The organism is Streptomyces sp. Go-475, from assembly GCF_003330845.1.
Taxonomy (GTDB): Bacteria; Actinomycetota; Actinomycetes; order Streptomycetales; family Streptomycetaceae; genus Streptomyces.
Genome location: NZ_CP026121.1, coordinates 3,066,252 through 3,091,279, shown reverse-complemented (window position 1 = coordinate 3,091,279; position 25,028 = coordinate 3,066,252). Strand labels below are relative to the sequence as shown.

General features: G+C 72.3%; 22 protein-coding genes. 10 read left to right on the top strand and 12 right to left on the bottom strand.

Annotation, left to right across the window (positions count from 1 at the left end):
* Nucleotides 1–33: 33 nt before the first annotated feature.
* From C1703_RS14115 to C1703_RS14085, 7 genes are all read right to left on the bottom strand, one after another.
* Nucleotides 34–885 (bottom strand): siderophore-interacting protein, encoded by an 852-nt coding sequence (locus C1703_RS14115; RefSeq protein WP_114252844.1) that lies wholly within the window; start codon nucleotides 883–885, stop codon nucleotides 34–36.
* Between the two features lie 123 nt (nucleotides 886–1,008).
* Nucleotides 1,009–2,052, bottom strand: coding sequence for an ABC transporter substrate-binding protein (locus tag C1703_RS14110; protein WP_114252842.1), 1,044 nt, complete (start codon nucleotides 2,050–2,052; stop codon nucleotides 1,009–1,011).
* A 181-nt stretch (nucleotides 2,053–2,233) separates the two neighbouring features.
* Complete coding sequence (locus tag C1703_RS14105; protein ID WP_114252840.1) at nucleotides 2,234–4,237, bottom strand: glycosyltransferase family 2 protein; 2,004 nt, start codon at nucleotides 4,235–4,237, stop codon at nucleotides 2,234–2,236.
* 169 nt (nucleotides 4,238–4,406) lie between these two features.
* Nucleotides 4,407–5,567: an acyl-CoA dehydrogenase family protein gene (locus tag C1703_RS14100; protein ID WP_114252838.1), complete on the bottom strand. Its 1,161-nt coding sequence runs from the start codon at nucleotides 5,565–5,567 to the stop codon at nucleotides 4,407–4,409.
* Nucleotides 5,568–5,572: 5 nt separating this feature from the next.
* Nucleotides 5,573–6,523: a hydroxymethylglutaryl-CoA lyase gene (locus C1703_RS14095; RefSeq protein ID WP_114252836.1), complete on the bottom strand. Its 951-nt coding sequence runs from the start codon at nucleotides 6,521–6,523 to the stop codon at nucleotides 5,573–5,575.
* Entirely contained in the window at nucleotides 6,520–8,436 is a 1,917-nt protein-coding gene (locus C1703_RS14090) for an acetyl/propionyl/methylcrotonyl-CoA carboxylase subunit alpha (protein WP_114252834.1), read from the bottom strand. Before C1703_RS14090 ends, C1703_RS14095 begins: the two co-directional genes overlap by 4 nt.
* 14 nt (nucleotides 8,437–8,450) lie before the next feature.
* On the bottom strand, nucleotides 8,451–10,067 hold the full coding sequence (locus C1703_RS14085) for a carboxyl transferase domain-containing protein (RefSeq protein ID WP_114252832.1): 1,617 nt from the start codon (nucleotides 10,065–10,067) through the stop codon (nucleotides 8,451–8,453).
* Between the two features lie 86 nt (nucleotides 10,068–10,153).
* Between C1703_RS14085 and C1703_RS14080 the strand changes: the two genes are divergently transcribed.
* From C1703_RS14080 to C1703_RS14065, 3 genes are all read left to right on the top strand, one after another.
* Entirely contained in the window at nucleotides 10,154–10,750 is a 597-nt protein-coding gene (locus C1703_RS14080) for a TetR/AcrR family transcriptional regulator (RefSeq protein ID WP_114252830.1), read from the top strand.
* Nucleotides 10,751–11,089: 339 nt separating this feature from the next.
* Nucleotides 11,090–12,247 (top strand): acyl-CoA dehydrogenase family protein, encoded by a 1,158-nt coding sequence (locus C1703_RS14070; RefSeq protein ID WP_114252828.1) that lies wholly within the window; start codon nucleotides 11,090–11,092, stop codon nucleotides 12,245–12,247.
* 35 nt (nucleotides 12,248–12,282) lie between these two features.
* Nucleotides 12,283–13,164, top strand: coding sequence for an acyl-CoA thioesterase II (locus C1703_RS14065; RefSeq protein ID WP_114252827.1), 882 nt, complete (start codon nucleotides 12,283–12,285; stop codon nucleotides 13,162–13,164).
* Here C1703_RS14065 and C1703_RS14060 read toward each other — a convergent pair.
* A complete protein-coding gene (locus C1703_RS14060) occupies nucleotides 13,157–13,945 on the bottom strand; it encodes a phosphatase (RefSeq protein ID WP_114252825.1) in 789 nt (262 codons plus the stop codon). The genes C1703_RS14065 and C1703_RS14060 overlap by 8 nt on opposite strands.
* A 93-nt stretch (nucleotides 13,946–14,038) precedes the next feature.
* Nucleotides 14,039–15,688, bottom strand: a complete 1,650-nt coding sequence (locus tag C1703_RS14055) for a PucR family transcriptional regulator ligand-binding domain-containing protein (RefSeq protein WP_114252823.1) — start codon at nucleotides 15,686–15,688, stop codon at nucleotides 14,039–14,041.
* Between the two features lie 116 nt (nucleotides 15,689–15,804).
* On the opposite strand from C1703_RS14055, the gene C1703_RS38940 reads away from it, so the two are divergent.
* The 6 genes from C1703_RS38940 (at nucleotide 15,805) to ppk2 (ending at nucleotide 20,182) form a co-directional block, all read left to right on the top strand.
* Nucleotides 15,805–15,948 (top strand): hypothetical protein, encoded by a 144-nt coding sequence (locus C1703_RS38940; protein ID WP_157993109.1) that lies wholly within the window; start codon nucleotides 15,805–15,807, stop codon nucleotides 15,946–15,948.
* Nucleotides 15,948–16,133, top strand: a complete 186-nt coding sequence (locus C1703_RS14050; protein WP_232840482.1) for a hypothetical protein — start codon at nucleotides 15,948–15,950, stop codon at nucleotides 16,131–16,133. Before C1703_RS38940 ends, C1703_RS14050 begins: the two co-directional genes overlap by 1 nt.
* Nucleotides 16,134–16,189: 56 nt before the next feature.
* Nucleotides 16,190–17,170, top strand: coding sequence for an agmatinase (gene speB, locus C1703_RS14045; RefSeq protein ID WP_031114210.1), 981 nt, complete (start codon nucleotides 16,190–16,192; stop codon nucleotides 17,168–17,170).
* The gene (locus C1703_RS14040; protein WP_114252821.1) at nucleotides 17,167–18,852 is read left to right on the top strand and encodes a thiamine pyrophosphate-binding protein; all 1,686 of its coding nucleotides are present in this window, start codon (nucleotides 17,167–17,169) and stop codon (nucleotides 18,850–18,852) included. The genes speB and C1703_RS14040 overlap by 4 nt, the downstream gene beginning before the upstream one ends.
* 100 nt (nucleotides 18,853–18,952) lie before the next feature.
* Nucleotides 18,953–19,195: a DUF6411 family protein gene (locus C1703_RS14035; RefSeq protein WP_114252819.1), complete on the top strand. Its 243-nt coding sequence runs from the start codon at nucleotides 18,953–18,955 to the stop codon at nucleotides 19,193–19,195.
* Nucleotides 19,196–19,225: 30 nt separating this feature from the next.
* Nucleotides 19,226–20,182, top strand: coding sequence for a polyphosphate kinase 2 (gene ppk2, locus C1703_RS14030; RefSeq protein WP_114252818.1), 957 nt, complete (start codon nucleotides 19,226–19,228; stop codon nucleotides 20,180–20,182).
* 85 nt (nucleotides 20,183–20,267) lie between these two features.
* Here ppk2 and C1703_RS14025 read toward each other — a convergent pair whose 3' ends face one another.
* The 3 genes from C1703_RS14025 to C1703_RS14015 form a co-directional block, all read right to left on the bottom strand.
* Nucleotides 20,268–20,870, bottom strand: coding sequence for a hypothetical protein (locus C1703_RS14025; RefSeq protein WP_114252816.1), 603 nt, complete (start codon nucleotides 20,868–20,870; stop codon nucleotides 20,268–20,270).
* Nucleotides 20,871–21,063: 193 nt separating this feature from the next.
* Nucleotides 21,064–21,666 carry a hypothetical protein gene (locus tag C1703_RS14020; RefSeq protein WP_114257415.1) on the bottom strand — a complete coding sequence of 201 codons (603 nt, stop codon included), beginning with the start codon at nucleotides 21,664–21,666 and terminating at the stop codon, nucleotides 21,064–21,066.
* A gap of 138 nt (nucleotides 21,667–21,804) precedes the next feature.
* A complete protein-coding gene (locus C1703_RS14015; protein WP_114252814.1) occupies nucleotides 21,805–24,003 on the bottom strand; it encodes a glycosyltransferase family 39 protein in 2,199 nt (732 codons plus the stop codon).
* Between the two features lie 145 nt (nucleotides 24,004–24,148).
* Between C1703_RS14015 and C1703_RS14010 the strand changes: the two genes are divergently transcribed.
* The gene (locus C1703_RS14010; RefSeq protein WP_114252812.1) at nucleotides 24,149–25,000 is read left to right on the top strand and encodes a serine hydrolase; all 852 of its coding nucleotides are present in this window, start codon (nucleotides 24,149–24,151) and stop codon (nucleotides 24,998–25,000) included.
* The last annotated feature ends 28 nt before the right edge of the window (nucleotides 25,001–25,028 follow it).

Sequence of the window (25,028 nt, the reverse complement as noted above, 5' to 3'; positions counted from 1 at the left end):
TCGCTTGGGTCGTGTGGGGTCGGGCCTGCTGGGCTATCCCTCGGCCCGCAGCTGCTCCTCGGTCACGCCACGGCGCCAGTAGCCGACGAACGTGACCCGCCGCCGGTCGATCCCGCGCTCGCGCACGAAGTGCCGGCGCAGCTCCTTGACGCAGCCGGACTCGCCGGCGATCCAGACGTACGGCCGCTCGGCGGCCGGGAGCCGGGCGTCGCGCAGGGCGTCGAGGGCCATGGGGGACCCCTCGCGGTCCTTCTCCCGCACGAGCCAGGTGATCTCGGCGTCGGCCTCCGTCACCAGGTCCTGGACGTCCCCGGCGTGGGGCACCTCCAGCCAGACCCGGGCCCGGGTGCCGGCCGGCAGCGACTCGACGATGGCCGAGGCGGCCGGTACGGCGGTCTCGTCGCCCCAGACGACCACCAGGTCGGTGTCCTCCGGCGGCCGGAAGCGGATCGCCCGGTTGTCGGCGACGGCCGGGCCGAGCAGCAGCACCCGGTCCCCGGCGGCGGCCCGGGCCGCCCAGCGGGAGGCGGGCCCGGCCTGGACGGCGGAGCCCGGCTCGATGCCGTGCAGGGCGAAGTCGATGTCGATCTCGTCCGGGTCGCGGCGCAGCGCGCGCAGCGTGTACGACCGCATCACGGCCCGTACGTCGTCCGGCAGTTCACGCCAGCCCTGCCACCACCCGTCGCCCAGCTCGAGCGGAACGACCGGCTCGGGCTGCCCCGGGTGCGGCAGGAACAGGGACAGCGACTGGTCGCGCCCGTCGGAGTGGAAGGCGTGCAGGTCGGGCCCGCCGAAGGTGACCCGGACCAGAGACGGCCCGAGCCGCCTCGTCCGCACGACCTGCAGGGAGAAGAAACGGAACGGGGCGGCTACGGCGGTGGTCATTCATGGCTCCTGAGTTGAAGTCAGGCAGTGTCGGGGCATACCTCGGGGGCGCGGGGAGCTGCGCGACAAGCCATATGCGGCCCGCAGCCGCAGACCCCGGCGCGCCCCCACGGCGCTGAACGCCTAGCTGACCTTCTTCGCGTTCTCGATGGCCTTCGCCAGGTTCTCCACCAACGGCACGCACTTGTCGTAAGACAGGATCGGCTCGGGCGAACGCGCGATGACCTGCCCGGCCTTGACCGCGGGCAGCTTCTTCCAGGTCGCCTCGGTGATGTCCGCCGGCTGGATCGTCGAGGAACGGTCGTCCATCATGATGATGTCCGCCGGGTACTTGTCGACGTTCTCCCAGCTCAGGCTCTCGAACCAGCCGCCGCCCTGTGCCTTGGCCTTCTCCGGCGGCTCGACGAAGTTCACGCCGAGGGCCTTGAAGTACTCCAGGTCGACGGAGAGGTTGGTGCCGGAGACGTAGAAGAGCTCCTGGCTCGCGGAGCCGGCCATCACCTTGATGTCGGGGTGGGCCTTGGCGGCCTTGCGGAGACGCTCGGAGGCCTCCTCGAAGCGCTTCTTGGCGTCGGTGACCTTCGCGGCCTTCATGTCGCCGCCGAGGGACTCGGCCAGCTCCCACATGCGCTGCAGCGGGGCGGTGAGCTGACGGTCGTAGACGGAGATGCCGACGCTCGGGGCGAGCTTGGCGATCTTGTCCTTCGAGGCCTCGGGGACGTACCAGAGGGTGCCGGCCGAGTCGAACATCGTGGTGATCAGCACGTCGGGGGCGAGGGCGGCGTACTTCTCGACGTTGAACTGGTCCCAGGCGTTGCCGAGGATGGTCACCTTGCTGATGTCCATGTCGCCGGCCTGGACGTCGGGCTTGCCGGCCTGCGTCTTGGTGGGGCCGAAGACGCCCTTGACGGAGACGCCGTAGTCGTACAGGGCGGCGGCGACACCGGTGAAGGCGACGATGTTCGCGGGTACCTTGTCGAGCTGGACGGTCTTGCCGCGGTCGTCCTTGAAGGACCACGGACCGGACTTGGCGGACGCCGTCGATTCCGAGCCGCCGTCCTTGGAGTCCTCGCTGCCGCACGCGGTCACGAGGGCGCCGAGTCCGAGTGCGCCACCGGCGGCGAGGAGGCCGCGGCGGGAGAAGCGGGCGGTTCTGGCGTTCGACATGGGTGGGTCTGCTTTCGTACGTACGGAGCCACTGCGGGCGCGGCTGATGGCCGCTTGGCTGGAATCAGGCTTAGGTTAGCCTAACCTGAGATCTTGTCCAGGGGGCCCTGGTATCCGTGCCCGGGGGAGCGGGCGGGGATGCCCTGGGTGGCAGTGATCCGAATCACGAGTGCGGCCCCGCCTATGACATGAGGCGGCGCTTCACGGCCCGGACCAGGTCCGTACGGGCTACCCGCAGCGCGAACCCCGCCTGCCCGTCCCGGACGGGCTTCGCGTACCAGGGGAGGCCGCGGCGGCGCCACCCGGCGGGGGCGAGGTTCGCGGGGGGCGGCGGCAGCTCCAAGGCCCAGGGCCCGAGCCGCAGTCGGCCCCGCCACAGCCCGGCCGGCAACCCGGTCACCGGCACCCGTACGACGAAGTCGCCACCGGCCTGTGAGGCCGGGCGGGCCGGGAAGACGGCGGTGCCGCCCCGGCCGTCCTCCAGGTGGACGGCGAGAGCGCCGTCCGGGAAGGAGGCGAGGGCGCATCGGCCGGCGAACTCCAGCTCCGTGGCCGCGCCCGGTGCCCACCGCGGGTCGCGCAGGCTCAGCTGCGGCAGCACCTTGTGCTTGCGTTCGCCGATGTCGAGCGTGAAGTTGCCGTGCGGTTTGGTGGTGTAGAGCGTGACCGCGCGGGTCTCCTCGCCGTGGCGCACGATGTGGGTCGCCGCCGCCCCGGAGACCCCGGCGTCCCGTTTGCTGCCGATGCGCACCTCGCGGGAGATGCCCTGGGCGCCGATCGCCAGGGAGATGTCCCAGAGCCCGTCGGGGAGGGGCGATCCGCCACCAGCGGTCGTGATGTCGACGGACGCTTCGAAACCGGCCCTCTCGTAGCGGTACCGCCCCTTGTCCTCCGCCTCGCCGAGTCCGGGCGTCTCGGTGGGGGTGACGGGCAGCCGGTGCTCCTGGCTGCTGTCCCGTTCGCGCAGCACGAGTTCGGTGGAGACGTCGTCGGTGGCCACCCGGTGCAGGTAGCCGTGCCCGGCCAGGTGCAGCACGGTTCCGCGCAGTTCGGCGCGGGTGACGCGGTGGCGCACCCCGAGCTGGCGGGTCACGTCGTAGCAGGAGTCGGGGACGGAGCGGGACGGGTCGCGCAGGTAGGGGTAGCGGGCGTAGGCGCGGCCCCGGTCGACGAGGACGGGGGTGGCGACGCCGCTTCTGCCCAGCTCGCGCTCGAAGCGGACCAGTTCGAGCAACTCGTCCAGCATGGTGTGGCGGACGAGGTGCAGCCGCAGCCGGGCCATCGCCGACAGCCGGTCGTCCAGACCCTCGTGCCACAGCGGGGCGATGGTCTCGGCGAGCCGGGCCAGGGCCTTCTCCTGCTCGGGGCGGGGCTCGTGCACCAGGTGGTCGAGGAGCTGCCGCACCTCGACGGTCAGATGGCGGTGGGCCAGGTGGTCGCGGCCGGGGCCGGGCGGCACCTGCTCCAGGAGCAGGTCGACGACGCGCGGCAGGAAGCGCAGACGGGGTTCGGTGCCGCCCGTCCGCAGCGTGATGTTGCCGCTGTCCTCGCGCTCCACCCAGAACAGGCAGTCGTAGTCGGCGAGTACGGATATGCCGTCCGCGTGCAGATAGGCCGGGCCGACGAAAAGCTGGTCCTCGCCTATTTTCAGATCCGTCGGGAAGCGCAGTTCCAGCCGCTCCAGAAGCTCGCGGCGGAACAGCTTCATGGGGTTGAGGGTCCAGTACACCCGGGACGAGAAGACGTCGGTGCGCGGCTGGTTGCGCCGGAACATCGAGGTGGGCGCCCCGCGTCCGCCGACCCCCACCATCTTGCCGAGCACGATGTCGGTGCCGTTCTCCTCGGCCATGGCGACCATGCGTTCCAGGGCCTCGGGGCCCAGGTAGTCGTCGGCGTCGAGGAAGAAGACGAACCTGCCCCGGGCGTGGTCGAGCCCCGTGTTCCGGGGCGCCGAGGGGCCGCCGGAATTCGCCTGGTGGAAGACGCGCAGCAGCCCCGGGTACTCCCGCGCGAGCCGGTCGAGTTCCTCACCCGTCCCGTCGGTCGAACCGTCGTCGACGGCGAGGATTTCCACCGCGTCCCGACCGATGCTCTGCTCGGCGACGGATATGACGCAACGGGTGAGATAAGGCATCGCGTTGTAAGCAGCGATCACCACGGAAACGGCAGGGCCGGCCAACGTCATGCTCCCCCGGAGAAACGAGGCACGCCCCCTCGTCCGGCTTGGTCAGCGTGCGCCGGTGGTCAATCGGCGCAGGGGAAAGTGCCATTTGTGCCGTGAAGGTACCATGAGGTGGGCGTGGCCACGAAGTGAAGATCTGAGGAAGTGTCGGCTCGGGTGCCTTTCGGCCGGTTCAGCCCACGAGCCCCAACTCCCGGGCGATCAGCATCCGCTGGACCTCGCTCGTGCCCTCGCCGATCTCCAGGATCTTGGAGTCGCGCCACATGCGGGCGACCGGGTACTCGTTCATGAAGCCGTAGCCGCCGTGGATCTGGGTGGCTTCCCGGGCGTTGTCGACGGCGATGGTGGAGGAGTGGAGCTTGGCCAGGGCCGCCTCCTTCTTGAAGGGTTCACCGGCGACCAGGCGGGCCGCCGCGTCGCGCCAGGCCAGACGGGCCGTGTGGGCCTTCATCTCCATGTCGGCGATCTTGAACTGGATCGCCTGGTTCGCGGCGATCGGCTTGCCGAAGGCGTGCCGTTCCTTGGCGTACTTGACCGACTCGTCGACGCAGCCCTGGGCGAGTCCCGTCGCCAGGGCGGCGATCGCGATGCGGCCCTCGTCGAGGATGCGCAGGAACTGGGCGTAGCCGCGGCCCTCCTCGCCCAGGAGGTTCGCCGCCGGGACGCGGACGTCCGTGAAGGACAGCTCGCGGGTGTCCGAGGCGTTCCAGCCGACCTTCGAGTAGGGGGCCGCGACCGTGAAGCCGGGCGTGCCGGACGGGACGATGATCGAGGAGATCTGGGGCTTGCCGTCCGGGGTGCGGCCGGTGACCGCCGTGACCGTGACCAGGCCCGTGATGTCCGTGCCCGAGTTGGTGATGAAGCACTTCGTGCCGTTGATGACCCACTCGTTCGTCGACGCGTCCGGACGGGCCGTCGTGCGCGTCGCGCCCGCGTCGCTGCCGCCGTCCGGTTCCGTCAGACCGAACGCGCCCAGGACCTCGCCGGAGCAGAGGCGGGGGAGCCACTCCCGCTTCTGGTCTTCCGTGCCGTAGCGGTAGATGGGCATCGCGCCGAGGGAGACGCCGGCTTCGAGCGTGATGGCGACCGAGGAGTCCACCCGCGCCAGTTCCTCCAGGGCCACGCCGAGGGCCAGGTAGTCGCCGCCCATGCCGCCGTACTCCTCGGGGAACGGCAGGCCGAACAGGCCCATGCGGCCCATCTCCCGGACGATCTCGTACGGGAACTCGTGCCGCTCGTAGAAGTCGCCGATCTTCGGCGCCACCACCTCGTGTGCGAACTCCTCGACCGTGCGGCGGAGTTCCTCCAGCTCGGGGGAGAGACGGTAGTCCATGGTGATCAGTGCTCCTCGGTGTCCTCGTGGGACAGGGCTCGGACGGTGCGGGACGGGCTGGGCCGGCCCAGGTGGGCGGCCATCCACGTGCTCGTGGCGACGAGGCGGCCGAGGTCGATGCCGGTGTCGATGCCGAGGCCCCGCAGCATCCACACGAGGTCTTCGGTGGCGAGGTTGCCGGTCGCCGACTTCGCGTAGGGGCAGCCGCCCAGGCCGCCCGCGGAGGCGTCGACCGTGGTCACGCCCTGCTGGAGCGCGGTCAGCGTGTTGGCGAGGGCCTGGCCGTAGGTGTCGTGGAAGTGGACGCCGAGGGCGGACGGCGGGATCCCCGCCTCGTCGAGGGCCGCGAGGAGCGCCACCACGTGGCCCGGGGTCGCCACGCCGATCGTGTCGCCCAGGCTCAGTTCGTCGCAGCCCAGGTCCATCAGGGCCCGGCACACCTTCACCACCTGCGGAATCGGGACCGGGCCCTCCCAGGGGTCGCCGAAGCACATGGAGAGATACCCGCGGACGTGCACGTCGTCCGCCTTCGCCCGGGCCACCACCGGCTCGAACATCGCCAGGGCCTCGCCCACCGTGCGGTTGAGGTTGGCCTTGGCGAAGGACTCCGTGGCGCTGGCGAAGACCGCCACCCGGCGGGCGCCGAGCGCCAGGGCGCGGTCCAGGCCCCGCTCGTTCGGGACGAGGACCGGGAGCGCCACCGGGAGGTCGCCGACGAGCGGGAACAGCTGCTCCGCGTCGGCCAGTTGGGGGACCCACTCGGGGTGGACGAAGCTCGTCGCCTCGATCGTCGTCAGGCCGGCATCGGCCAGGCGGCGGATGAACTCCGCCTTGACCTGCGTGGGGACCGTCGCCTGCTCGTTCTGCAGGCCGTCGCGCGCGCCCACCTCGTGGATGCGGACCCGGGTGGGGAGGTTCCCGGCCGGGACGGCCATGGGGAGCCCTGGGACTGTCATTCCGCCGCCTCCTCGTTCGGTGCGATGACCGCCAGGACCTGGTCCATGGCGACCGTGCTGCCGGGCGCCACGTCCAGCTCGGTGACCTTGCCGGCGTGCGGGGCGGAGATGACGTGCTCCATCTTCATCGCCTCCACCACCAGCAGGCCCTGACCGGCGCTCACCTCGTCGCCGACGGCGACCTTGACCACCGTCACCGTGCCGGGCATGGGCGCGGTGAGGGAGTCGGCGCCCGCCTGTCCCGCCCGGGTCAGGGACGCGGCGACCGGGTCGTGGTCGCGGACGTGCCAGGCGTCGCCGTCGCGGCCGAGCCAGTCGGCGGCACGGTGGAAGGTGTGCCGGACGCCGTCCAGGGTCACCGCGACCCGGTCGTCGGTGACCGTGGCCGTGCCGCGTGGGGTGTACTCCAGCGGGTCCTGCACGCGGAGGTGGAAGGCGGGTGGCCTGCGGGCGCCACCCAGGCGCCAGCCGCTCGGGACCGAGAACGGGTCCGTCCAGCCGCCCGGCTCGGGCTTCAGGGCCTCCAGACGGACGGCCGCCGCCGCCTCGTAGACCTCCTCGGGGACGTCCGTCGGGACCAGGTCCTCCACCTCGCGCTCGACCAGGCCGGTGTCCATGTCGCCGGAGACCACCGCCGGGTGGGCGAGCAGGCGGCGCAGGAAACCGGCGTTGGTCTGCACGCCCAGCGTGACCGTCTCCGCCAGGGCCGCCCGGAGCTTGCGCAGGGCCGTCGCCCGGTCGGGGCCGTACGCGATGACCTTGGAGAGCATCGGGTCGTAGAGGCTGCCGACCTCCGTGCCCTCGGTGAGGCCCGAGTCGGTGCGCACGCCGTCGCCCTGGGGTTCGCGGAGCCTGAGCACTGTGCCGCCGGAGGGGAGGAAGCCGCGGGCCGGGTCCTCGGCGCAGATGCGGGCCTCCACGGCGTGCCCGGTCAGGCGTACGTCCTCCTGGGCGAAGCCGAGGGGCTCGCCGGCCGCCACGCGCAGCTGCCACTCGACCAGGTCCAGGCCCGTGACCAGCTCCGTGACCGGGTGCTCCACCTGGAGGCGGGTGTTCATCTCCATGAAGTAGTACGACGACGGGTCGTTGCCGGGGACGATGAACTCCACCGTGCCCGCGCCGCGGTAGCCGCAGGAGCGGGCCGCCTGGACCGCCGCCTCGCCCATCGCGGACCGCGTCTCCTCGTCGAGGAGCACGCTCGGCGCCTCCTCGATGATCTTCTGGTGGCGGCGCTGGAGGGAGCACTCGCGCTCGCCCAGGTGGACCACGTTGCCGTGGCCGTCCGCGAGGACCTGGATCTCGATGTGGCGGGGCCGGTCGATCCAGCGCTCCACGAGGAGCGTGTCGTCGCCGAAGGAGGCGCGGGCCTCGCGGCGGGCCGAGGCGATCTCGTCCTCCAGCCGGGTCAGGTCCCGCACCAGGCGCATGCCCTTGCCGCCGCCGCCCGCGCTGGGCTTCAGCAGCACCGGGGCGCCCAGCTCGCGGGCCGCCTCGGCCAGCTCCGGGTCCCGGCCGCCGGGCACCACCGGCACCCCGGCCTCCCGGACCGTCTCCTTGGCGCGGATCTTGTCGCCCATCAGGGCGATCGCGTCCGCCGGAGGGCCGATGAAGACCAGGCCGGCCTCGGCGCAGGCGCGCGCGAAGGCGGCGTTCTCGGCGAGGAAGCCGTAGCCCGGGTGGACCGCCTGCGCGCCCGTGCGGGCCGCCGCCTCCAGCAGGCGCTCCGCCGACAGGTAGCTCTCGGACGCCGGGGCCGGGCCGATCCGCACCGCCGTGTCCGCCTCGCGGACGTGCCGGGCGTCGGCGTCCGCGTCGGAGAAGACGGCCACCGAGCGCACGCCCATCGACCGCAGCGTCCGGATGACGCGTACGGCGATCTCGCCCCGGTTGGCCACCAGCACTGTCTCGAACATCGTCGTCCGTCCCCTCACATCCGGAAGACGCCGAACTGGGGGTCACCCAGGGGCGCGTTGGCGCACGCGGTCAGGGCCAGGCCCAGGACCTGGCGGGTGTCCAGCGGGTCGATCACACCGTCGTCCCAGAGGCGGGCCGTCGCGTAGTAGGCGTTGCCCTGGCGCTCGTACTGGGCGCGGATCGGGGCTTTGAAGGCGTCCTCCTCCTCCGCGGGCCAGGACTCGCCGCGGGCCTCCAGCTGGTCCCGCTTGACCGTGGCGAGGACCGAGGCGGCCTGCTCGCCGCCCATGACCGAGATCTTGGCGTTCGGCCACATCCACAGGAAGCGGGGGGAGTACGCCCTGCCGCACATGGAGTAGTTGCCCGCGCCGTACGAGCCGCCGACCACGACCGTGAGCTTCGGTACGCGGGTGCAGGCCACGGCCGTGACCATCTTGGCGCCGTGCTTGGCGATGCCGCCCGCCTCGTAGTCCTTGCCCACCATGAAGCCCGAGATGTTCTGCAGGAAGACCAGCGGGATGCCGCGCTGGTCGCACAGCTCGATGAAGTGGGCGCCCTTCTGGGCGGACTCGGCGAACAGGATGCCGTTGTTGGCGACGATGCCCACCGGATGCCCGTGGATCCGGGCGAAGCCGGTGACCAGGGTCTGGCCGAACTCGGACTTGAACTCGGCGAAGCGGGAGCCGTCGACGACCCGGGCGATGATCTCGCGCACGTCGTACGGGGTGCGGGAGTCGACCGGGACCGCGCCGTAGAGGCCGTGCGGGTCGACCTTGGGCTCGATCGACTCCGTGACCTCCCAGGGGAGCGCCCCGCGCGCGGGCAGGGTGGAGACGATCGTACGGACGATGCGGAGCGCGTGGGCGTCGTTCTCCGCGAGGTGGTCCGTGACGCCCGAGACGCGGGAGTGGACCTCGCCGCCGCCCAGCTCCTCCGCCGTGACGACCTCGCCCGTGGCCGCCTTCACCAGGGGCGGGCCGCCGAGGAAGATCGTGCCCTGGTTGCGGACGATCACCGCCTCGTCGCTCATCGCCGGGACGTACGCGCCGCCGGCCGTGCACGAGCCGAGGACCGCGGCGATCTGGGGGATGCCGGCGCCGGACATGCGGGCCTGGTTGTAGAAGATCCGGCCGAAGTGGTCCCGGTCCGGGAAGACCTCGTCCTGCATGGGCAGGAAGGCGCCGCCGGAATCCACCAGGTAGACGCAGGGGAGGCGGTTGTCGAGGGCGACCTCCTGGGCGCGGAGGTGCTTCTTGACCGTCATCGGGTAGTACGTGCCGCCCTTGACCGTGGCGTCGTTGGCGATGATCACCGTCTCGCGGCCGCTGACCCGGCCGATGCCGGCGATGACGCCGGCGGCCGGGGCCTGGCCCTCGTACATCCCGTCGGCCGCGAGCGGGGCCAGCTCCAGGAAGGGCGAGCCGGGGTCGAGGAGGGTGTCGACGCGGTCGCGGGGGAGCAGCTTGCCGCGCGCGGTGTGGCGGGCGCGGGCCTTCTCGCCGCCGCCCTGGGCGGCCGCGGCCAGCTTGGCGCGCAGCTCCGCCACGAGGGTGCGGTGCGCCTCCTCGTTGGCCCGAAAGGCCTCCGACGCGGGGTCTGCCGCGCTCGTGAGCTCCGGTGCCTCGTGCATCCTGCGGTCCCCTCACCTTGTTAATGAGCGTTAACGCATTTCCTTCAGGTTAACGACCGCTAACCTCCCTGTCTAGAATTGCTTTCATGGCCACGAGAACCGACGCCCCCACCCGACGCGAGCAGATCCTGAAGGAGGCCGCCCGGCTCTTCGCCGAGCGGGGCTTCCACGGGGTCGGAGTCGACGAGATAGGCGCCGCGGTCGGGATCAGCGGGCCCGGGCTGTACCGGCACTTCGCGGGCAAGGACGCGATGCTCGCGGAGCTGCTGGTGGGGATCAGCGGGCAGTTGCTGACCGGGGCGAAGCGGCGGGTTGCGGAGGCGGACGGGGGTGCGGGGGCGGAGGCGGTCCTCGACTCGCTGATCGAGGGGCATATCGACTTCGCGCTCGACGACCGGCCTCTGATCACCCTGCACGACCGGGAGCTGGATCGCCTCCGGGACAGCGACCGGAAGATGGTGCGGCAGCTGCAGCGGCAGTACGTGGAGCTGTGGGTGGGGGTGGTGCGGGAGGTGTACCCGGGGCTGGGGGAGCCGGCGGCTCGGTCCGCCGTGCACTCGGTGTTCGGGCTGCTGAACTCCACGCCGCATCTGGGGCGGGCCGGGTCGTTGCCCGGGCGGGGGGCCACGGCGGAGTTGCTGCATCGGATGGCTCGGGGGGCGTTCGCGGCGGCGGGGGGCTGAGCGGACGGCGTCCGCGGCCGCCGTCCGGCCAGGGCGCAACACCGGCGACGCCGGTGATCCCGCTGGATGCGCCGGCCTGCCGTGATCGGCTGAAGGGGCCACGGCGGGCCAGAGCTTCGGCATGGGCGACGAGACCCTGTGGAACCCGTCCGACGGGGCCTCCCGCATGGTTCCGGCGGCACGTAGCGGTCTTCGAGGCGGAACTGGGACTCCCGTCGGGTATCGGCACCCTCACCGTGACGAGCGTTACCCCACCCCCACCCTGGACGCTCCTCGCTACTCACCGGTACCTTGGTCTGAGCAAGCGCTTAGACATATGAAGTCCGTGGAGGTGGCGGCGTGCGCCGTACGGTGTTCAATGAGGATCACGAGGCGTTCCGGGAGACCCTTCGCGCCTTCATCGAGGCCGAGGTCGTGCCGGTGTACGACGAGTGGTTCGCGGCGGGCCAGGCGCCCCGCGACTTCTACTACAAGCTCGGTGAGCTGGGCATCTTCGGGATCAACGTGCCGGAGGAGTACGGCGGCGCGGGCCTGGACAGCCACAAGTTCGAGGCCGTGCTGTACGAGGAGACCGCTCGCGCCGGCGTCCAGTTCGGCGGCTCCGGCGTGCACGTGCTGCTCGCCCTGCCCTACATCAAGATGCTGGCGACGGACGAGCAGAAGAAGCGGTACCTGCCGAAGTTCGTCACCGGCGAGGAGATGTGGGCCATCGCGATGACGGAGCCGGGCACCGGTTCCGACCTCGCGGGCATGAAGTCCACCGCCAAGCTGAGCGAGGACGGCACGCACTACGTCCTCAACGGCGCCAAGACGTTCATCACCGGCGGCGTGCACGCCGACCGCGTGATCGTCTGCGCCCGCACCTCCCCGCCCACCGCCGAGGACCGCCGCCACGGCATCTCCCTCTTCGCCGTCGACACCAAGTCCGAGGGCTACTCCGTCGGCCGCAAGCTCGACAAGCTCGGCCTGAAGACCTCCGACACGGCCGAGCTGGCGTTCGTCGACGTCAAGGTGCCCGTCGAGGACCTCCTCGGCGAGGAGAACAAGGGCTTCTACTACCTCGGCCACAACCTGGCCTCCGAGCGCTGGGGCATCGCCTTCGGCGCCTACGCGCAGGCCAAGGCCGCCGTCCGGTTCGCCAAGCAGTACGTGCAGGAGCGCACCGTCTTCGGCAAGCCCGTCGCGCACTTCCAGAACACCAAGTTCGAGCTGGCCGCCTGCCAGGCCGAGGTGGACGCCGCCGAGGCCGTCGCGGACCGCGCGACCGAGGCCCTCGACGCCGGTGAGCTCACCCCCGCCGAGGCCGCCTCCGCGAAGCTGTTCTGCACCGAGGTCGCCCACCGCGTCATCGACCGCTGCCTCCAGCTGCACGGCGGCTACGGCTACATGAACGAGTACCCGATCGCCCGCCTGTACGCGGACAACCGCGTCAACCGCATCTACGGCGGCACCAGCGAGATCATGAAGTCGATCATCGCGAAGGACATGGGGCTGTAGGCCGGCCGTAGTCATTGGCCGGTACAACAGTCCTCATGAGCCAGGCACTTCAGGACCTCCTCGATCTGCTCGACCTGGAGCAGATCGAGGAGGACATATTCCGCGGCCGGTCCCGGTCCGCCGTCGTCCCCCGGGTCTTCGGCGGGCAGGTCGCGGCGCAGGCGCTCGTCGCCGCCGGGCGGACGGTCCCCGAGGACCGGCCCGCGCACTCCCTCCACGCGTACTTCCTGCGCCCCGGCGACCCGGGCGCGCCCATCGTCTACACCGTCGACCGCATCCGCGACGGCCGCTCCTTCACCACCCGCCGGGTGGTCGCCGTCCAGCACGGCAAGCCGATCTTCCATCTGTCGGCGTCGTTCCAGGTGGACGAGGACGGGCTGGACCACCAGGAGCCGATGCCCGCCTCGCCCGACCCGGCGACCCTGCCGACCGGGGAGGAGCGGCTGCGGGGGTACGGCCATCTCGACCCGGTCGTGGTGGAGAAGTTCCTGGAGGCGCGGGCCGCCGTCGATCTGCGGTACGTCGACGAGCCGCCGTACGGGAAGTTCGGCGAGCCGCGCGAGCCGCACTCGCAGGTGTGGTTCCGCACCAACGGCAAGCTGGCCGACGACCCGCTGCTGCACGTCGTCCTCGCCACGTACGTCTCCGACATGACGCTGCTGGACTCCGTGCTGCTCGCGCACGGGCGGGGCGGCTGGGCCGTCGGGGACGTCGTCGGGGCCTCGCTGGACCACGCGATGTGGTTCCACCGGCCGTTCCGCGCGGACGAGTGGCTGCTGTACGACCAGGAGTCCCCGTCCGCGTACGGCGGCCGGGGACTGGGGCAGGCGCGGATCTACACGCAGGACGGCCGGCTGGCCATCACCGTCATCCAGGAGGGCGTGGTCCGCGTCCCGCGCGAGCCGGGCGCTAGCTGAGGCCCGCCTCCGCCAGCAGGTACGCCGTCATCGGGTCGTAGTGGCGCGGGCTGACCACGTGGTCGTCGAGGGGCACCGTCACCTGCACGGTCCCCTCCGCCTCGGCGATGAACAAGGCCGGGTCGTTGCAGTCGGCGTAGCCGACGGAGTCGACGCCGTGCTGCCCGGCGTAGCCCGCCCAGCCGTGGTCGGCGACGACCAGGTCGGGCAGCGGGCGCCCCTCGCGCTCCAGGCCCGTCAGGATCGCCTTCATCGGTTCGCCCGAGTGGGTGTGCCACAGGGTGGCGCCGTGCTCCAGGACCGCCACGTCCGCGAACTGCATGACGTAGCCCTCCTCCGTCGTCAGCCCCTCCGGGATGACGACGATCTCGCAGCCGGCCGCGCGCAGGGCCGCCGCGGTCGCGCGGTGCACGTCGAGCAGCCCGCCGGGGTGGCCGGTGGCGAAGAGGACCCGCTGCTGCCCGTCGGCCGCCTTGCGCAGCCGCCCGGCCATCCGCTCCAGCCCGGCCACGGTCAGCTCCGGGTCGATGGTGTCCTGGCCGTACCGGTGCTCGGGGTCGTCGTTCACCCCGACGCGTTCCGCCATCACCGCGAGGACGTCCTGCTCGTCGCTCCAGCGGTCGCCGAGTTCCAGGCCGAGCCAGTAGTGGCGGTCGCCGTTCGCCAGCTTGCGGTAGTGGGAGAGGTTGTTCTCGCGCGGGGTGGCGACGTCGCCCGCGATGCGCGTCCTGACGAGGTGCTCGACGAGTTCGGCGCGGCTGGGTGTCCCGGGTATCGGCATGGCACCCATTGTGAGGCAGCCCCCAGCGGCCGACCCTGGCGTATCGCACGCTGGGACGTGCGTCACGTACTCAGTGGGGCCCCGCTCACGTACTCAGACGTGCCGCAGCGCGAACCAGAGTTCCATGCGGACGTCCGGGTCGTCGAGGTCCGTCTCCAGCAGGGCCGCGCAGCGGGCGATGCGTTGCCGGACGGTGTTGCGGTGCACGGACAGGGCGACGGCCGTGCGGTCCCAACTGCCGTGCAGGGAGAGCCAGGCGCGCAGGGTCTCGGTGAGCGCGGGGTGGGCCGTGACGGGCGCGAGCAGGGCGCGGGCGTGGGCCGTCGCCTCGCCGGGCGGGACCAGGTCGGCGAGGGCGGGGCGCGGACCGTGCCGGAGCAGCGGGGTCCGGGTGGCGCGGGCCCGGGCCAGGGCGCGGGCCGCCTGGGTGTCGGCGGCGGGCCAGTCGGCCGGCGTCACGGCGGCGCTGACGCCCAGGGTCCAGCCGGGCAGCGGGGCCGGTTCCCGGTCGGCCGGGACCAGGACGCGGACGACGTCGCCCGCCGGGTCGACCAGGGCGGAGCCGAGCGCGGCGCCCAGCGCGGAGGCCGCGACGGGGTCGGGGGCGCCGTTCCCGTCCGGCCGGGCGTGCACGACGAGCCACCGCTCCCCGCCCAGCAGCGGCGCGACCTCCTCGGGCGGCGCGCCCAGCAGCAGCCGCACCAGCGCGGCGGAACGGGCCGCCCCCGTGCCGCTGTGCTGCTCCCCGGTGAGGAGGGACAGCAGCACGGCGGCGACGGAGGCGATGGTGTGGTCCCCGGGCGCGCGGTGCGGGGTGGCCACCCCGAGCACGAAGCCGTGCCCGGCGCCGAGGGCGTAGACCGCGAGGTGGGCGCCGGAGACGGTGTCGGTGGCGGAGGCCGGGCGGTTGGCGGGAGAGGGGCCGGCGGTCGAGGCCGGGCCGGGCTGGCCGATCTCGCGGCCGGGGCGGTGCCCTGCGTGAGGCCGAGCCGCCTCCGCCTCACCCGGCCGGGTCCCGGCCGGGTGGTCCAGCGATCCGGAGCCGGACCGTGGTGCGCCGTCCGCCGGAAGCCCCTGGCGGTCCGGCTGTACGACCTCCGCCAGCCGCGCCAGCGCCGCGCGCACCTCACCTCCCGGCTCCCTCCCCGCCCCCGCGAGCTCCGCCCCTTCCGGCCCGTACAGCACGGCCCGGCCGCCCAGCCGCTGGGCCAGCCGGCGGAGGACCGACGGGACCGGGTCGGGGCGGGAGGCGGCGGAGGCGAGGCTCTGCTGGGCCTCGGTCACCCGGCGGAGTTCGGCCAGGCGGGCCCGGGACATCAGCTGCCAGACCGCCCTGGCCACACCCGAGAACGTGGTCTGCGGCGGCACCTCCAGCAGCGGCAGGCCGTGCGCCTCGCAGGCCTCGACCAGCGCCCTCGGCACCGTGTCGTGCACCGGAGCCACCCCGAAGCCGAGGGCCGCTCCGCCCGCCGCGACGATCCGGGACACGTAGTCGTCGAAGTAGGTTTCGGACCCCGTCGCCTCCGGGATGTGCACGCCCGCCGTGAGCAGCAGCTCCCCGCCCAGCAGGTACGGATACGGGTCGGCCATCTCCGAGGTGTGCACCCAGTGCACGACGGTGCCGGCGGCGGGCGGTCCCGCGATCTGCCGCAGCGCCAGCTCCTCGCGGGCCAGCAGCGCGGACAGCTCCACCGGCGGGGTAGGGGGAGCAGCCGACTCCGGCATGGTGTGCGTTCCCTCCATTCGCAGCCCCCTCGAATGGATGAAACGTACACTTCGCAGTCGCTTTCCGGCCACCTAGGGTCAGTCCTCGTCCCCCTCGTCGTCCCCCGCGACCGAGCGCGTGCGAAGGAGGCCGCATGGCCGTCGACTACCTCGTGATCGTCGTCTACCTGGCCGGGTTGCCGGCCATGGGCTGGTGGGGCATGCGCCGCGCCCGGTCCAAGAGCGAGTTCCTCGTGGCCGGTCGCCGGCTCGGCCCGGCCATGTACTCCAGTACCTGATGGCGACCCACGGCATCCTCGCCAACGAGCCCGTCTGCTACGGCCTGCTCGCCTCGCTGGCCGCGTACGTGATCGTCTCGCCGGCCACCCCCGCCACCGGCGCCGCCGTCCTGGTCGCCTGGCGCGAGCGGCTCGCCGGACGGTCTTCCGAACTCCCGTTCGAACCGGTCGCGGCTCCCCAGTAGAGTCGTAGAGCAAGCAGTACATACGCGATGAAGCGTAGGAAAGAAGGCATTTCTTCATGAGCAGCAACGAGACTCCGCGCGGGCCCGTCGACTCCTCCCGCATCCCGCGGTACGCCGGTCCCGCGACCTTCGCCCGGCTGCCCCGGCTGGACGAGGTCGGCCGGGCCGATGTCGCCGTGGTGGGCGTGCCGTTCGACTCGGGTGTCTCGTACCGGCCGGGCGCCCGCTTCGGCGGCAACGCGATCCGCGAGGCGTCCCGGCTGCTGCGCCCGTACAACCCGGCGCAGGACGCCTCCCCGTTCGCCCTCGCGCAGGTCGCGGACGGCGGTGACATCGCCGTGAACCCGTTCAACATCAACGAGGCCGTGGAGACCGTCGAGGCCGCCGCGGACGACCTGCTCGGCACGGGCGCCCGGCTGATGACCCTCGGCGGCGACCACACCATCGCGCTGCCCCTGCTGCGCTCGGTCGCGAAGAAGCACGGCCCCGTCGCCCTGCTGCACTTCGACGCCCACCTCGACACCTGGGACACCTACTTCGGCGCCGAGTACACGCACGGCACCCCGTTCCGCCGCGCGGTGGAGGAGGGCATCCTCGACACCGAGGCGCTCTCGCACGTCGGCATCCGCGGCCCGCTCTACGGCAAGCAGGACCTCACCGACGACGAGAAGATGGGCTTCGGCATCGTCACCTCGGCGGACGTCTACCGGCGCGGTGCCGACGAGGTCGCCGACCAGCTCCGCCAGCGCATCGGCGACCGGCCGCTGTACATCTCCATCGACATCGACTGCCTCGACCCGGCCCACGCCCCCGGCACCGGCACGCCCGAGGCCGGCGGCATGACCTCGCGCGAGCTGCTGGAGATCCTGCGCGGGCTGGCGTCCTGCAACCTGGTCTCGGCGGACGTCGTCGAGGTGGCCCCCGCGTACGATCACGCGGAGATCACGTCGGTGGCCGCCTCCCACACGGCGTACGAACTGACCACGATCATGTCCCGCCAGATCGCCGCGGCCCGGAAGGACTCGGAAGCCAAGTGACCCACGACCACGACCTGGTGCTCCGCCCGACGCCCGCCCAGACGGAGGCCGCGCTCAACCCTCCTGCCGGCCGCACCGGCGGAGACCTGGTCGTGGAGACCCTGGCCGCCCTGGGCGCGACGACCGTCTTCGGCCTGCCCGGCCAGCACGCCCTCGGCATGTTCGACGCGCTGCGCCGCTCGGACCTGCGCTACATCGGCCTGCGGGTCGAGAACAACGCCGGGTTCGCGGCGGACGCCTACGGCCGGATCACCGGCGAGGCGGCGCCCCTGCTGCTGTCGACGGGCCCGGGCGCCCTGACCTCCCTGCCCGCGCTCCAGGAGGCGGCGGCCGCGTCCGCGCCCGTGCTGGCGATCAGCAGCCAGGTCCCGACGGCGGGCCTCGGCGGCGGACGCCACGGCTACCTCCACGAACTGCCCGACCAGGCGGCCTCGTTCCGCGGCGTGGTGAAGTCCGTCCACACCGTGCGCGCCCAGTCGCAGATCCCCTCCGCGATCGAGGCGGCCTGGAAGTCGGCGCTGAGCGCCCCGCACGGGCCGGTGTGGGTGGAGATCCCGCAGGACGTGCTGCTCGCGGAGACGGCCATCCCGGTGGTGACGGGCGGCGACGCGTTCCCCGAGGAACTGCCGCCCCGCCCCGAGCTCACCGCCGTCGCCGCCGACCTGCTGTCGAACGCGGCCCGCCCGGCGATCATCGCGGGCGGGGGAGTGGTCCGGGCGGACGCCTCCGGCAAGCTGAAGCAGCTGGCGGAGAGGCTCCGGGCGCCGGTCGTCACGACCCCCGGCGGCAAGGGCGCGTTCCCCTGGACGCACCCGCTGTCCCTCCAGTCCTGGCTGGAGGACCGGCACACCACCGACTTCCTGGAGGACGCCGACGTCCTCCTCGTCGTCGGGTCGGGCCTCGGCGAACTCTCCTCGAATTACCACACGTTCCAGCCGCGCGGCCGGATCGTCCAGATCGAGGCCGACCTCGGCAAGCTGGAGTCCAACCACCCGGCCCTCGGCATCCACGCGGACGCCCGGCTCGCGCTCCAGGCGCTGCTGGAGACGGTGACGCCCCGCGAGGACGCGACGGCCCCGGACCGGGTCCGGGACCTGCTCGCGAAGGTCGCCGACCGCATCGCCGCGCAGGACCTCACCCTGGAGCAGGACGTGCTGGCGGCCGTGCGCCGGGCGCTGCCGGCCGACTCCCCGTCCTTCTGGGACATGACCATCCTGGCCTACTGGGCCTGGTCGGCCTTCGACGCCAAGGGCCCCAACCACCTGCACTCCGCCCAGGGCGCGGGCGGCCTCGGCTACGCCTTCCCGGCGGCCCTCGGCGCGGCGGTGGCCGACCCGACCCGCCCGGTCCTCGCGGTCTCCGGCGACGGCGGCGCCCCGTACTCGATCGCCGAGCTGGCGACGGCCCGCCAGTACGGCCTGAACGTCACCTGGCTCATCGTCGACGACGGCGGCTACGGCATCCTTCGCGAGTACATGACCGACGCGTTCGGCGAGGCGACCGCGACGGAACTGACCCGGCCGGACTTCGTGGCGCTGGCCGAGTCCTTCGGCGTCCCCGGCGTCCGCACCACCCCGGAGAACCTGGAGCGTGACCTCGCCAAGGCGCTGGCCTCGCCCGGGCCCTCGGTGGTCCTGCTCCCCGCCGTGCTGCGGATGTTCGCGCCGACGCATCTGGACTGACCGGCGGCCGGACCGGCCGGGCGGAGTTTCCCGCTCCTCACATGGGAGGGCCGGGAGGGGGCACCTGGAGTATCCGCCCACCAGCGAAGGGGAGCAGATCATGGCAATCGCCGCCGTCATAGGCGTCTGTGTCGTCCTGGCCGTCCTGGCGTTCCTCGTCCCCCGCCTCTCCCGCCATCCCGAACGCGGCACACAGCGCACGCTCGGTGCCGGCGCCCGGGCCGGGGGCAAGGCGCCCGGCCCCCTGGGCCGGCTCTTCAGCAAGCCCTTCCGCACCAGCTCGCGGGCGGTGAGCCGCAGCGGTTCGGCGGGCCGCCGTACCCGCGGCCGCCTGCCCTTCTGACCGGCGCGCCGGCCCAGCGGGAGCGAGGACATGAACGCCGAAGACGCCGACAAGCTGCTGGAAGGGCTCACCGTCGACGACAGCAGACGCGAGCAGCCCATCGTGCTGGACGCCGACGGGCGTCCCCTCCGCACCTGGCGGGAGAACTACCCGTACGACCGCAAGGTGCGGCGCAAGGAGTACGAGCGGACCAAGCGCGTCCTGCAGATCGAGCTGCTCAAGCTCCAGCGGTGGGTCAAGGACACCGGCGCACGCGTGGTCGTCGTGTGCGAGGGCCGTGACGCGGCGGGCAAGGGCGGCACCATCCAGCGGCTCACCGAGCGGCTGAACCCGCGCGGCGCCCGCGTGGTCGCCTTGGACAAGCCCACCGAGCGCGAGAGGGGCCAGTGGTACTTCCAGCGGTACATCGCACAGCTGCCCACGGCCGGGGAGATCGTCTTCTTCGACCGTTCCTGGTACAACCGGGCCGGGGTGGAGCGGGTGATGGGCTTCTGCTCCAAGGACGAGTACGAGCTGTTCCTCGACCAGTGCCCGGTCTTCGAACGGATGCTGGTCGACGACGGCATCCTGCTCGTGAAGTTCTGGTTCTCCGTCTCCCGCGCGGAGCAGCGCACCCGCTTCGCGATACGGCAGATCGACCCGGTGCGCCAGTGGAAGCTGTCCCCGACCGACCTGGCCTCGCTGGACCTCTGGGACGACTACACCGAGGCGAAGGTCGACATGTTCCGTGCCACGGACACCGCGCACGCGCCCTGGACCGTGGTCAAGAGCAACGACAAGCGGCGCGCCCGGCTGGAGACCATGCGCAGTCTGCTGTCGCGCATCGACTACGCCAGCAAGGACGAGGAGGCGGTCGGCACACCGGACCCCCTCGTCGTCGGCGCCGCCGACACACTTCTGGAGCCCGGTGAGGAGGACACCACCCTGTCACCCACCCCCCTGTCCTCCGGCGCCGACGGCCCGGGCCGCCACCCGGAAACCGGCTGACGCTCACCGTCCGCGGCGGCCCACCCGCACCGGTCGCCGGTCGCCGGAGGATGTCGTGTTCCTGGTCGCGTGACGAGACGCGTTGCTAGAGGCCGTCGCGGACCATCGCGGCGACGATGTGGACGTGGCGGTCGGCCGCCGTGTTCGACCACTCGTTGTCGTAGTTCAGGCCGTAGGGCCAGAAGTGGCCGCCGCCGGTGGAGATCTTGGCGCCCGAGCCGTCGTACTGCTTGACGAGCGCGGTGGCCTGCGCGCCGGTCCAGGTGCCGCTGCCGCCGAGGCGGGACCAGCCGCCGCTCAGTCCCACGCCGAGGGTGTGGGAGATCTCGTGCAGGGCCGTCCGCTCGGTCATGTAACTGCGGTTGCTGCCGAAGCGGATCGTGCCGTTCGTGCTGCCGTCGGCGGTGGGGACGCCCGGCTCGTAGCGGACGGTGATGGTCTTGCCCAGGTCGCTGAGGTTGTTGTAGCGGGCCACGGCCGCGTTCATGGCCTTGGTGATGAGGTCGTAGGCGGAGCGCTGGTCCGCGGTGGGGTTGCTCGCGCGGACGAGGGACCAGGTGATGGTGGCCGCGGCGGCGCGTTCCCGGGCCGGGGCGGGCGCGGTCTGGGGGGTGGCGGCCTGGGCGACACCGGGTCCGGCCAGCAGCGCGGCCGTCAGGGCGGCCACGAGTGCCTTGCGTGGGCTCATTGCGGATCCTCCTGTGGGGGTGGCCGTCACGAAGTCTTCGATACTTCGCACGGCGTTCGGGATCTCGGACATACGGCGCCGCGGTCCCCATCGGAGCGGATGAAACGAAACCCCTTGCCCGACACGGCAGTTGGCGCGCTGTCGACCGCAAGTATCCCGGTGGGAAAGGTGACGTCAAGGGTTCGTGCAGAGGTCAGTGGAACCAGAAGAGCAGCGTGTCCGGGTTCATCCCGAGCTTCCGCGAACGCTCCCACTCCTCCGCCTCGAACCGCATGACCTCGGCGAACCGGCGGGCCGCGTCGCGGAATTCGGCGTCCAGCCGGTCCAGCACGGACGCGTAGGCGTCGGCGAGGGCACCGGCCCGCTGGGCCGGCAGGGTGCCGATGGCGGGCACCGCGTCGCCGGGGTGGGGCAGGCGCAGGGGCGGGCCGCTGAACAGGAACGTGCCGGGGAGCAGGTCGGACGGGACGCCGTGCCGGGCCAGTTCGTCGTCCAGGGCGTAGAACCACGCCGGGCGCCGCCAGTCGCCGAGGTCGGTGGGGTCCGAGAAGTGCGCGGCGACGACCTGGTAGAAGGCGTAACTGTACGAAGGACAGAGGTCGGTGCTCGGGGTGCCGTCGATCAGCTCCTCCAGGGCCTGGCGGATGGAGACGTCCAGCTCGATGCCCTGCTCCAGGAACCGGGCGTCGGTGCGCTCGCACTCCGTGCGCACCCGGGCGAGCGTGCGCTCCTGCTCCTCGGTCCGCTCCACCGCGGTGAGCAGCCGCACCACCGTCCGCATGTCGCCGGTGCTCATCTCCAGGCAGTAGCCCACCGCTCGTTTCCCTTCACCCGTTCGCCGGACACCCGGTGTCCATGATCGGGGACGGGGGAACGGCCCCGGACCGAGGGGTCGGGGCCGTTCGACCGTGCGTACCGCCGGGGTGACGTGACGTCAGCTGACGTCGGACGCGTCCAGGCGGTAGATCGTCGACTGGTTCGACCGCGCCGCGGAGCCGGAGGCCGATCCCGAACTCGATGCCGAATTCGTGCTCTTGCTGTAGTCGCTCTCCCGCACCGCCGTGCCGTGCTTCCGCACCCACGCCGTGACCTCGGAGCTGACGGTGGAGCCGCCGCCCGGGCCGCCCCCCATGCCGCCGCCGAGCTGGATGTAGTGCAGCTCGCCGTTCCTCACCAGCTCCTTGAGCCGGGTGAGCGTCATCGCCTTGTCGCTGCCGGACCAGCCCCACATGGAGATGACGGGCTCGCCGCTGCTGACGATGAGCTGGGCCGCGCCCTGCGAACTGGACAACGCCAGCAGCCACGTGGCGCCGTCCCGGTGCTTCTTCAGGTACGCGATCAGCTCGCTGCTCGCGCCGCCGCCCATGCCGCCCCACATGCCGCCGGGCTGCCGGGCGCCGGAGCTGCTGCCCTCGGCCGAGCCGCCGGCGCTGCCCGGGGGTGTGCCGACCGCCCCTCCAGACGCCTGACCGCCCTGGCTGTTCCGGCCGGTCTGCCCGGCCTGTCCGTTCTGGCTGGCCGGGCCGCCCTGCCCGCCCTGCCCGTTCTGCGCCCCGGGCGGCATCCCGCCGCCCGGGAATCCCCGGCCGCCGGTGCCCCCGCGCCCGCCTCCGCCTCCAGGCCCGCCGAAGCCGCTCCCCGTGGACGGCCCCGCCGTCGGGTTCGTGCCGCCCATGCCTCCGCCGGCTCCGGACGACGGCACCGACCAGGCGTACGCGGCCGGTCCCGCCACCGCCGCCACGACCGCCGCCGCCACCGACACCCCGAGCAACCGCAGCCGCAGGCCGGAGGTGCCGGAGCGGAAGACGAACAGGCCCGCGATCGCCAGTGCCATCACGACCAGGACGGAAGGCCACAGCCAGGTGTTCCAGCCGGAGGCCCGCCGCAGCAGCACCACGGCCCAGACGGCCGTGACGCCCAGCCCGAGCGGCAGCACCCACAGCCACCGCCGGTCGGCCCGGAAGGCGCGCAGCAGCATGACCCCGCCGCCCCCGCACAGTGCCGCGACGCCCGGGGCGAGCGCGGTCGTGTAGTACGGGTGCATCGTGCCCTCGGCCAGCGCGAACGTCAGGTAGTGCAGGGCGGTCCAGCCGCCCCACAGCACGAGCGCGGCCCGGGTGGGGTCCGTGCGCGGGGCGCGGCCGCACAGCACCAGGCCACCGGCGAGGGCGACGCCGGCGAAGGGGAGCAGCCAGGAGATCTGGCCGCCGAGGATGTCGTTGAACATCCGGCCGAGGCCCGCCGTGCCGGAGAAGCCGCCGCCCCCGCCGCCCCCGCCGTTGCCGTCACCCCCGAGGATCCGGCCGAGGCCGTTGTAGCCCATGATCAGGTTCCAGGCGGTGCCGTCCGTCGAACCGCCGATGTAGGGCCGCTCGGAGGCCGGCACCAGCGACACGGCCGCCGCCCACCAGAAGCTGGACACCGCCAGCACGACACCGGCGAGCAGCAGGTTCACGATCCGCTTCGGCCACGCGGGCCGGGCCGCGTACAGGTGGACCAGGAACACGGCGGGCAGCGCGATGTACCCCTGGAGCATCTTGGTGTTGAAGGCGAGCCCGAAGCAGGCCGCCGAGCCGAGCAGCGGCAGCAGCCGACCGTCGCGCGTCGCGCGCAGGGCGAGGGCCGCGCCGGACACCATGAGGAACACCAGCAGGGTGTCGGGGTTGTTGTCCCGGTTGATGGCGACCGTGATCGGGGTGAGGGCCAGGACGAGGGCCGCCACGGCCGCCGCCGCGTGCCCGAACACCCGCTTCACGCAGGCGTGCAGGATCCAGATCGTGGCCAGGGCCGCCACGATCATCGGCGCCATCATCTGCCAGGTGCCGTACCCGAAGACCCGGCACGACAGGCCCATGACCATCAGCGCGAGCGGCGGCTTGTCGACGGTGAGGAAGTTCCCGGCGTCCAACGAGCCGAAGAACCAGGCCTTCCAGCTCTCCGTGCCGCTCAGCACGGCGGCGCTGTAGAAGCTGTTGAGGCCGGCGCCGGACAGGTTCCAGGAGTACAGCACCGCGGCCAGGGCGAGGATCGCGAGCAGGACGGGGAGCGACCAGCGCGGAGCGGCGGCGTCGCCTCGGGGCGGGTTCGCGGGGGGCTCGGCGGTGCTGAGCTGGGTTTCGGTGGCAGATGTCACCCGAGCATCGTGGACAGCCCCGGTTGGTGGCCGCTGTGCCGAAGCTGGCCCTTTCCTGTGAAACCGCACGGCGCGAGGTAACGACTCGTATAAGCCTTCGCCAATGCCTACAACCTTTACCCCGCGCTCGTGTGTCAAGACGTGCATGACTCCTGGGATATCCCGCCGTGCCAGAGTGCTGGCGGTGGCCGTGGGCACGGGTGTGCTCGTGCCGCTCGTCGCCGCCGCCACGCCCGCGGCCGCCGCCACCCCGGCCGTGAGCTGCACCTCGGCCAAGGCCGGCCTCGCCGCCAAGCTGCAGAAGGACATCACCGCCGCGCTCGCCACCCGCAAGGGCACCGTCGCCGTCGGCCTCCACGACCGCAGCACCAACACGACCTGCACCCTGCGCGCGAACTCCGCCTACGACTCGGCCAGTGTCGTCAAGGTCACCGTCCTCGCCGCGCTGCTGTGGGACGCGAAGAAGTCGAACCGGTATCTCACCGACCGCGAGAACACCCTCGCCAAGGCCATGATCACCAAGTCGGACAACGCCGCGACCTCCACCCTGTGGAAGCAGCTCGGCATGACGAAGATCAAGGGCTTCCTCGCCGCGGCCGGCATGACCCAGACCAAGCCCGGCGCGAACGGCTACTGGGGCCTGACCCAGATCACCGTCACCGACGAGCAGAAGCTGCTGAAGCTCATCACCGGCAAGAACACCGTCCTGAGCGACAACTCCCGCGCCTACATCCTCAAGCTGATGAGCCAGGTCGTCTCGTCCCAGCGCTGGGGCACCCCGTACGGCGTGCCCGCGGGCGTCACCGTCGCCGTCAAGAACGGCTGGCTGCAGCGCTCCACGAACGGCTGGCGGGTGCACAGCATCGGCGCGTTCAAGGGCGGCGGCCACGACTACACGATGAGCGTGCTCACCCACGGCAACAGCACCATGAACTACGGCATCGCCACCATCCAGGCCGTGGCCAAGGTCATCCACCGGGACCTGGCGGCGAGCTGACCCTTCACCCCGTCGCCCACCCGGCGTC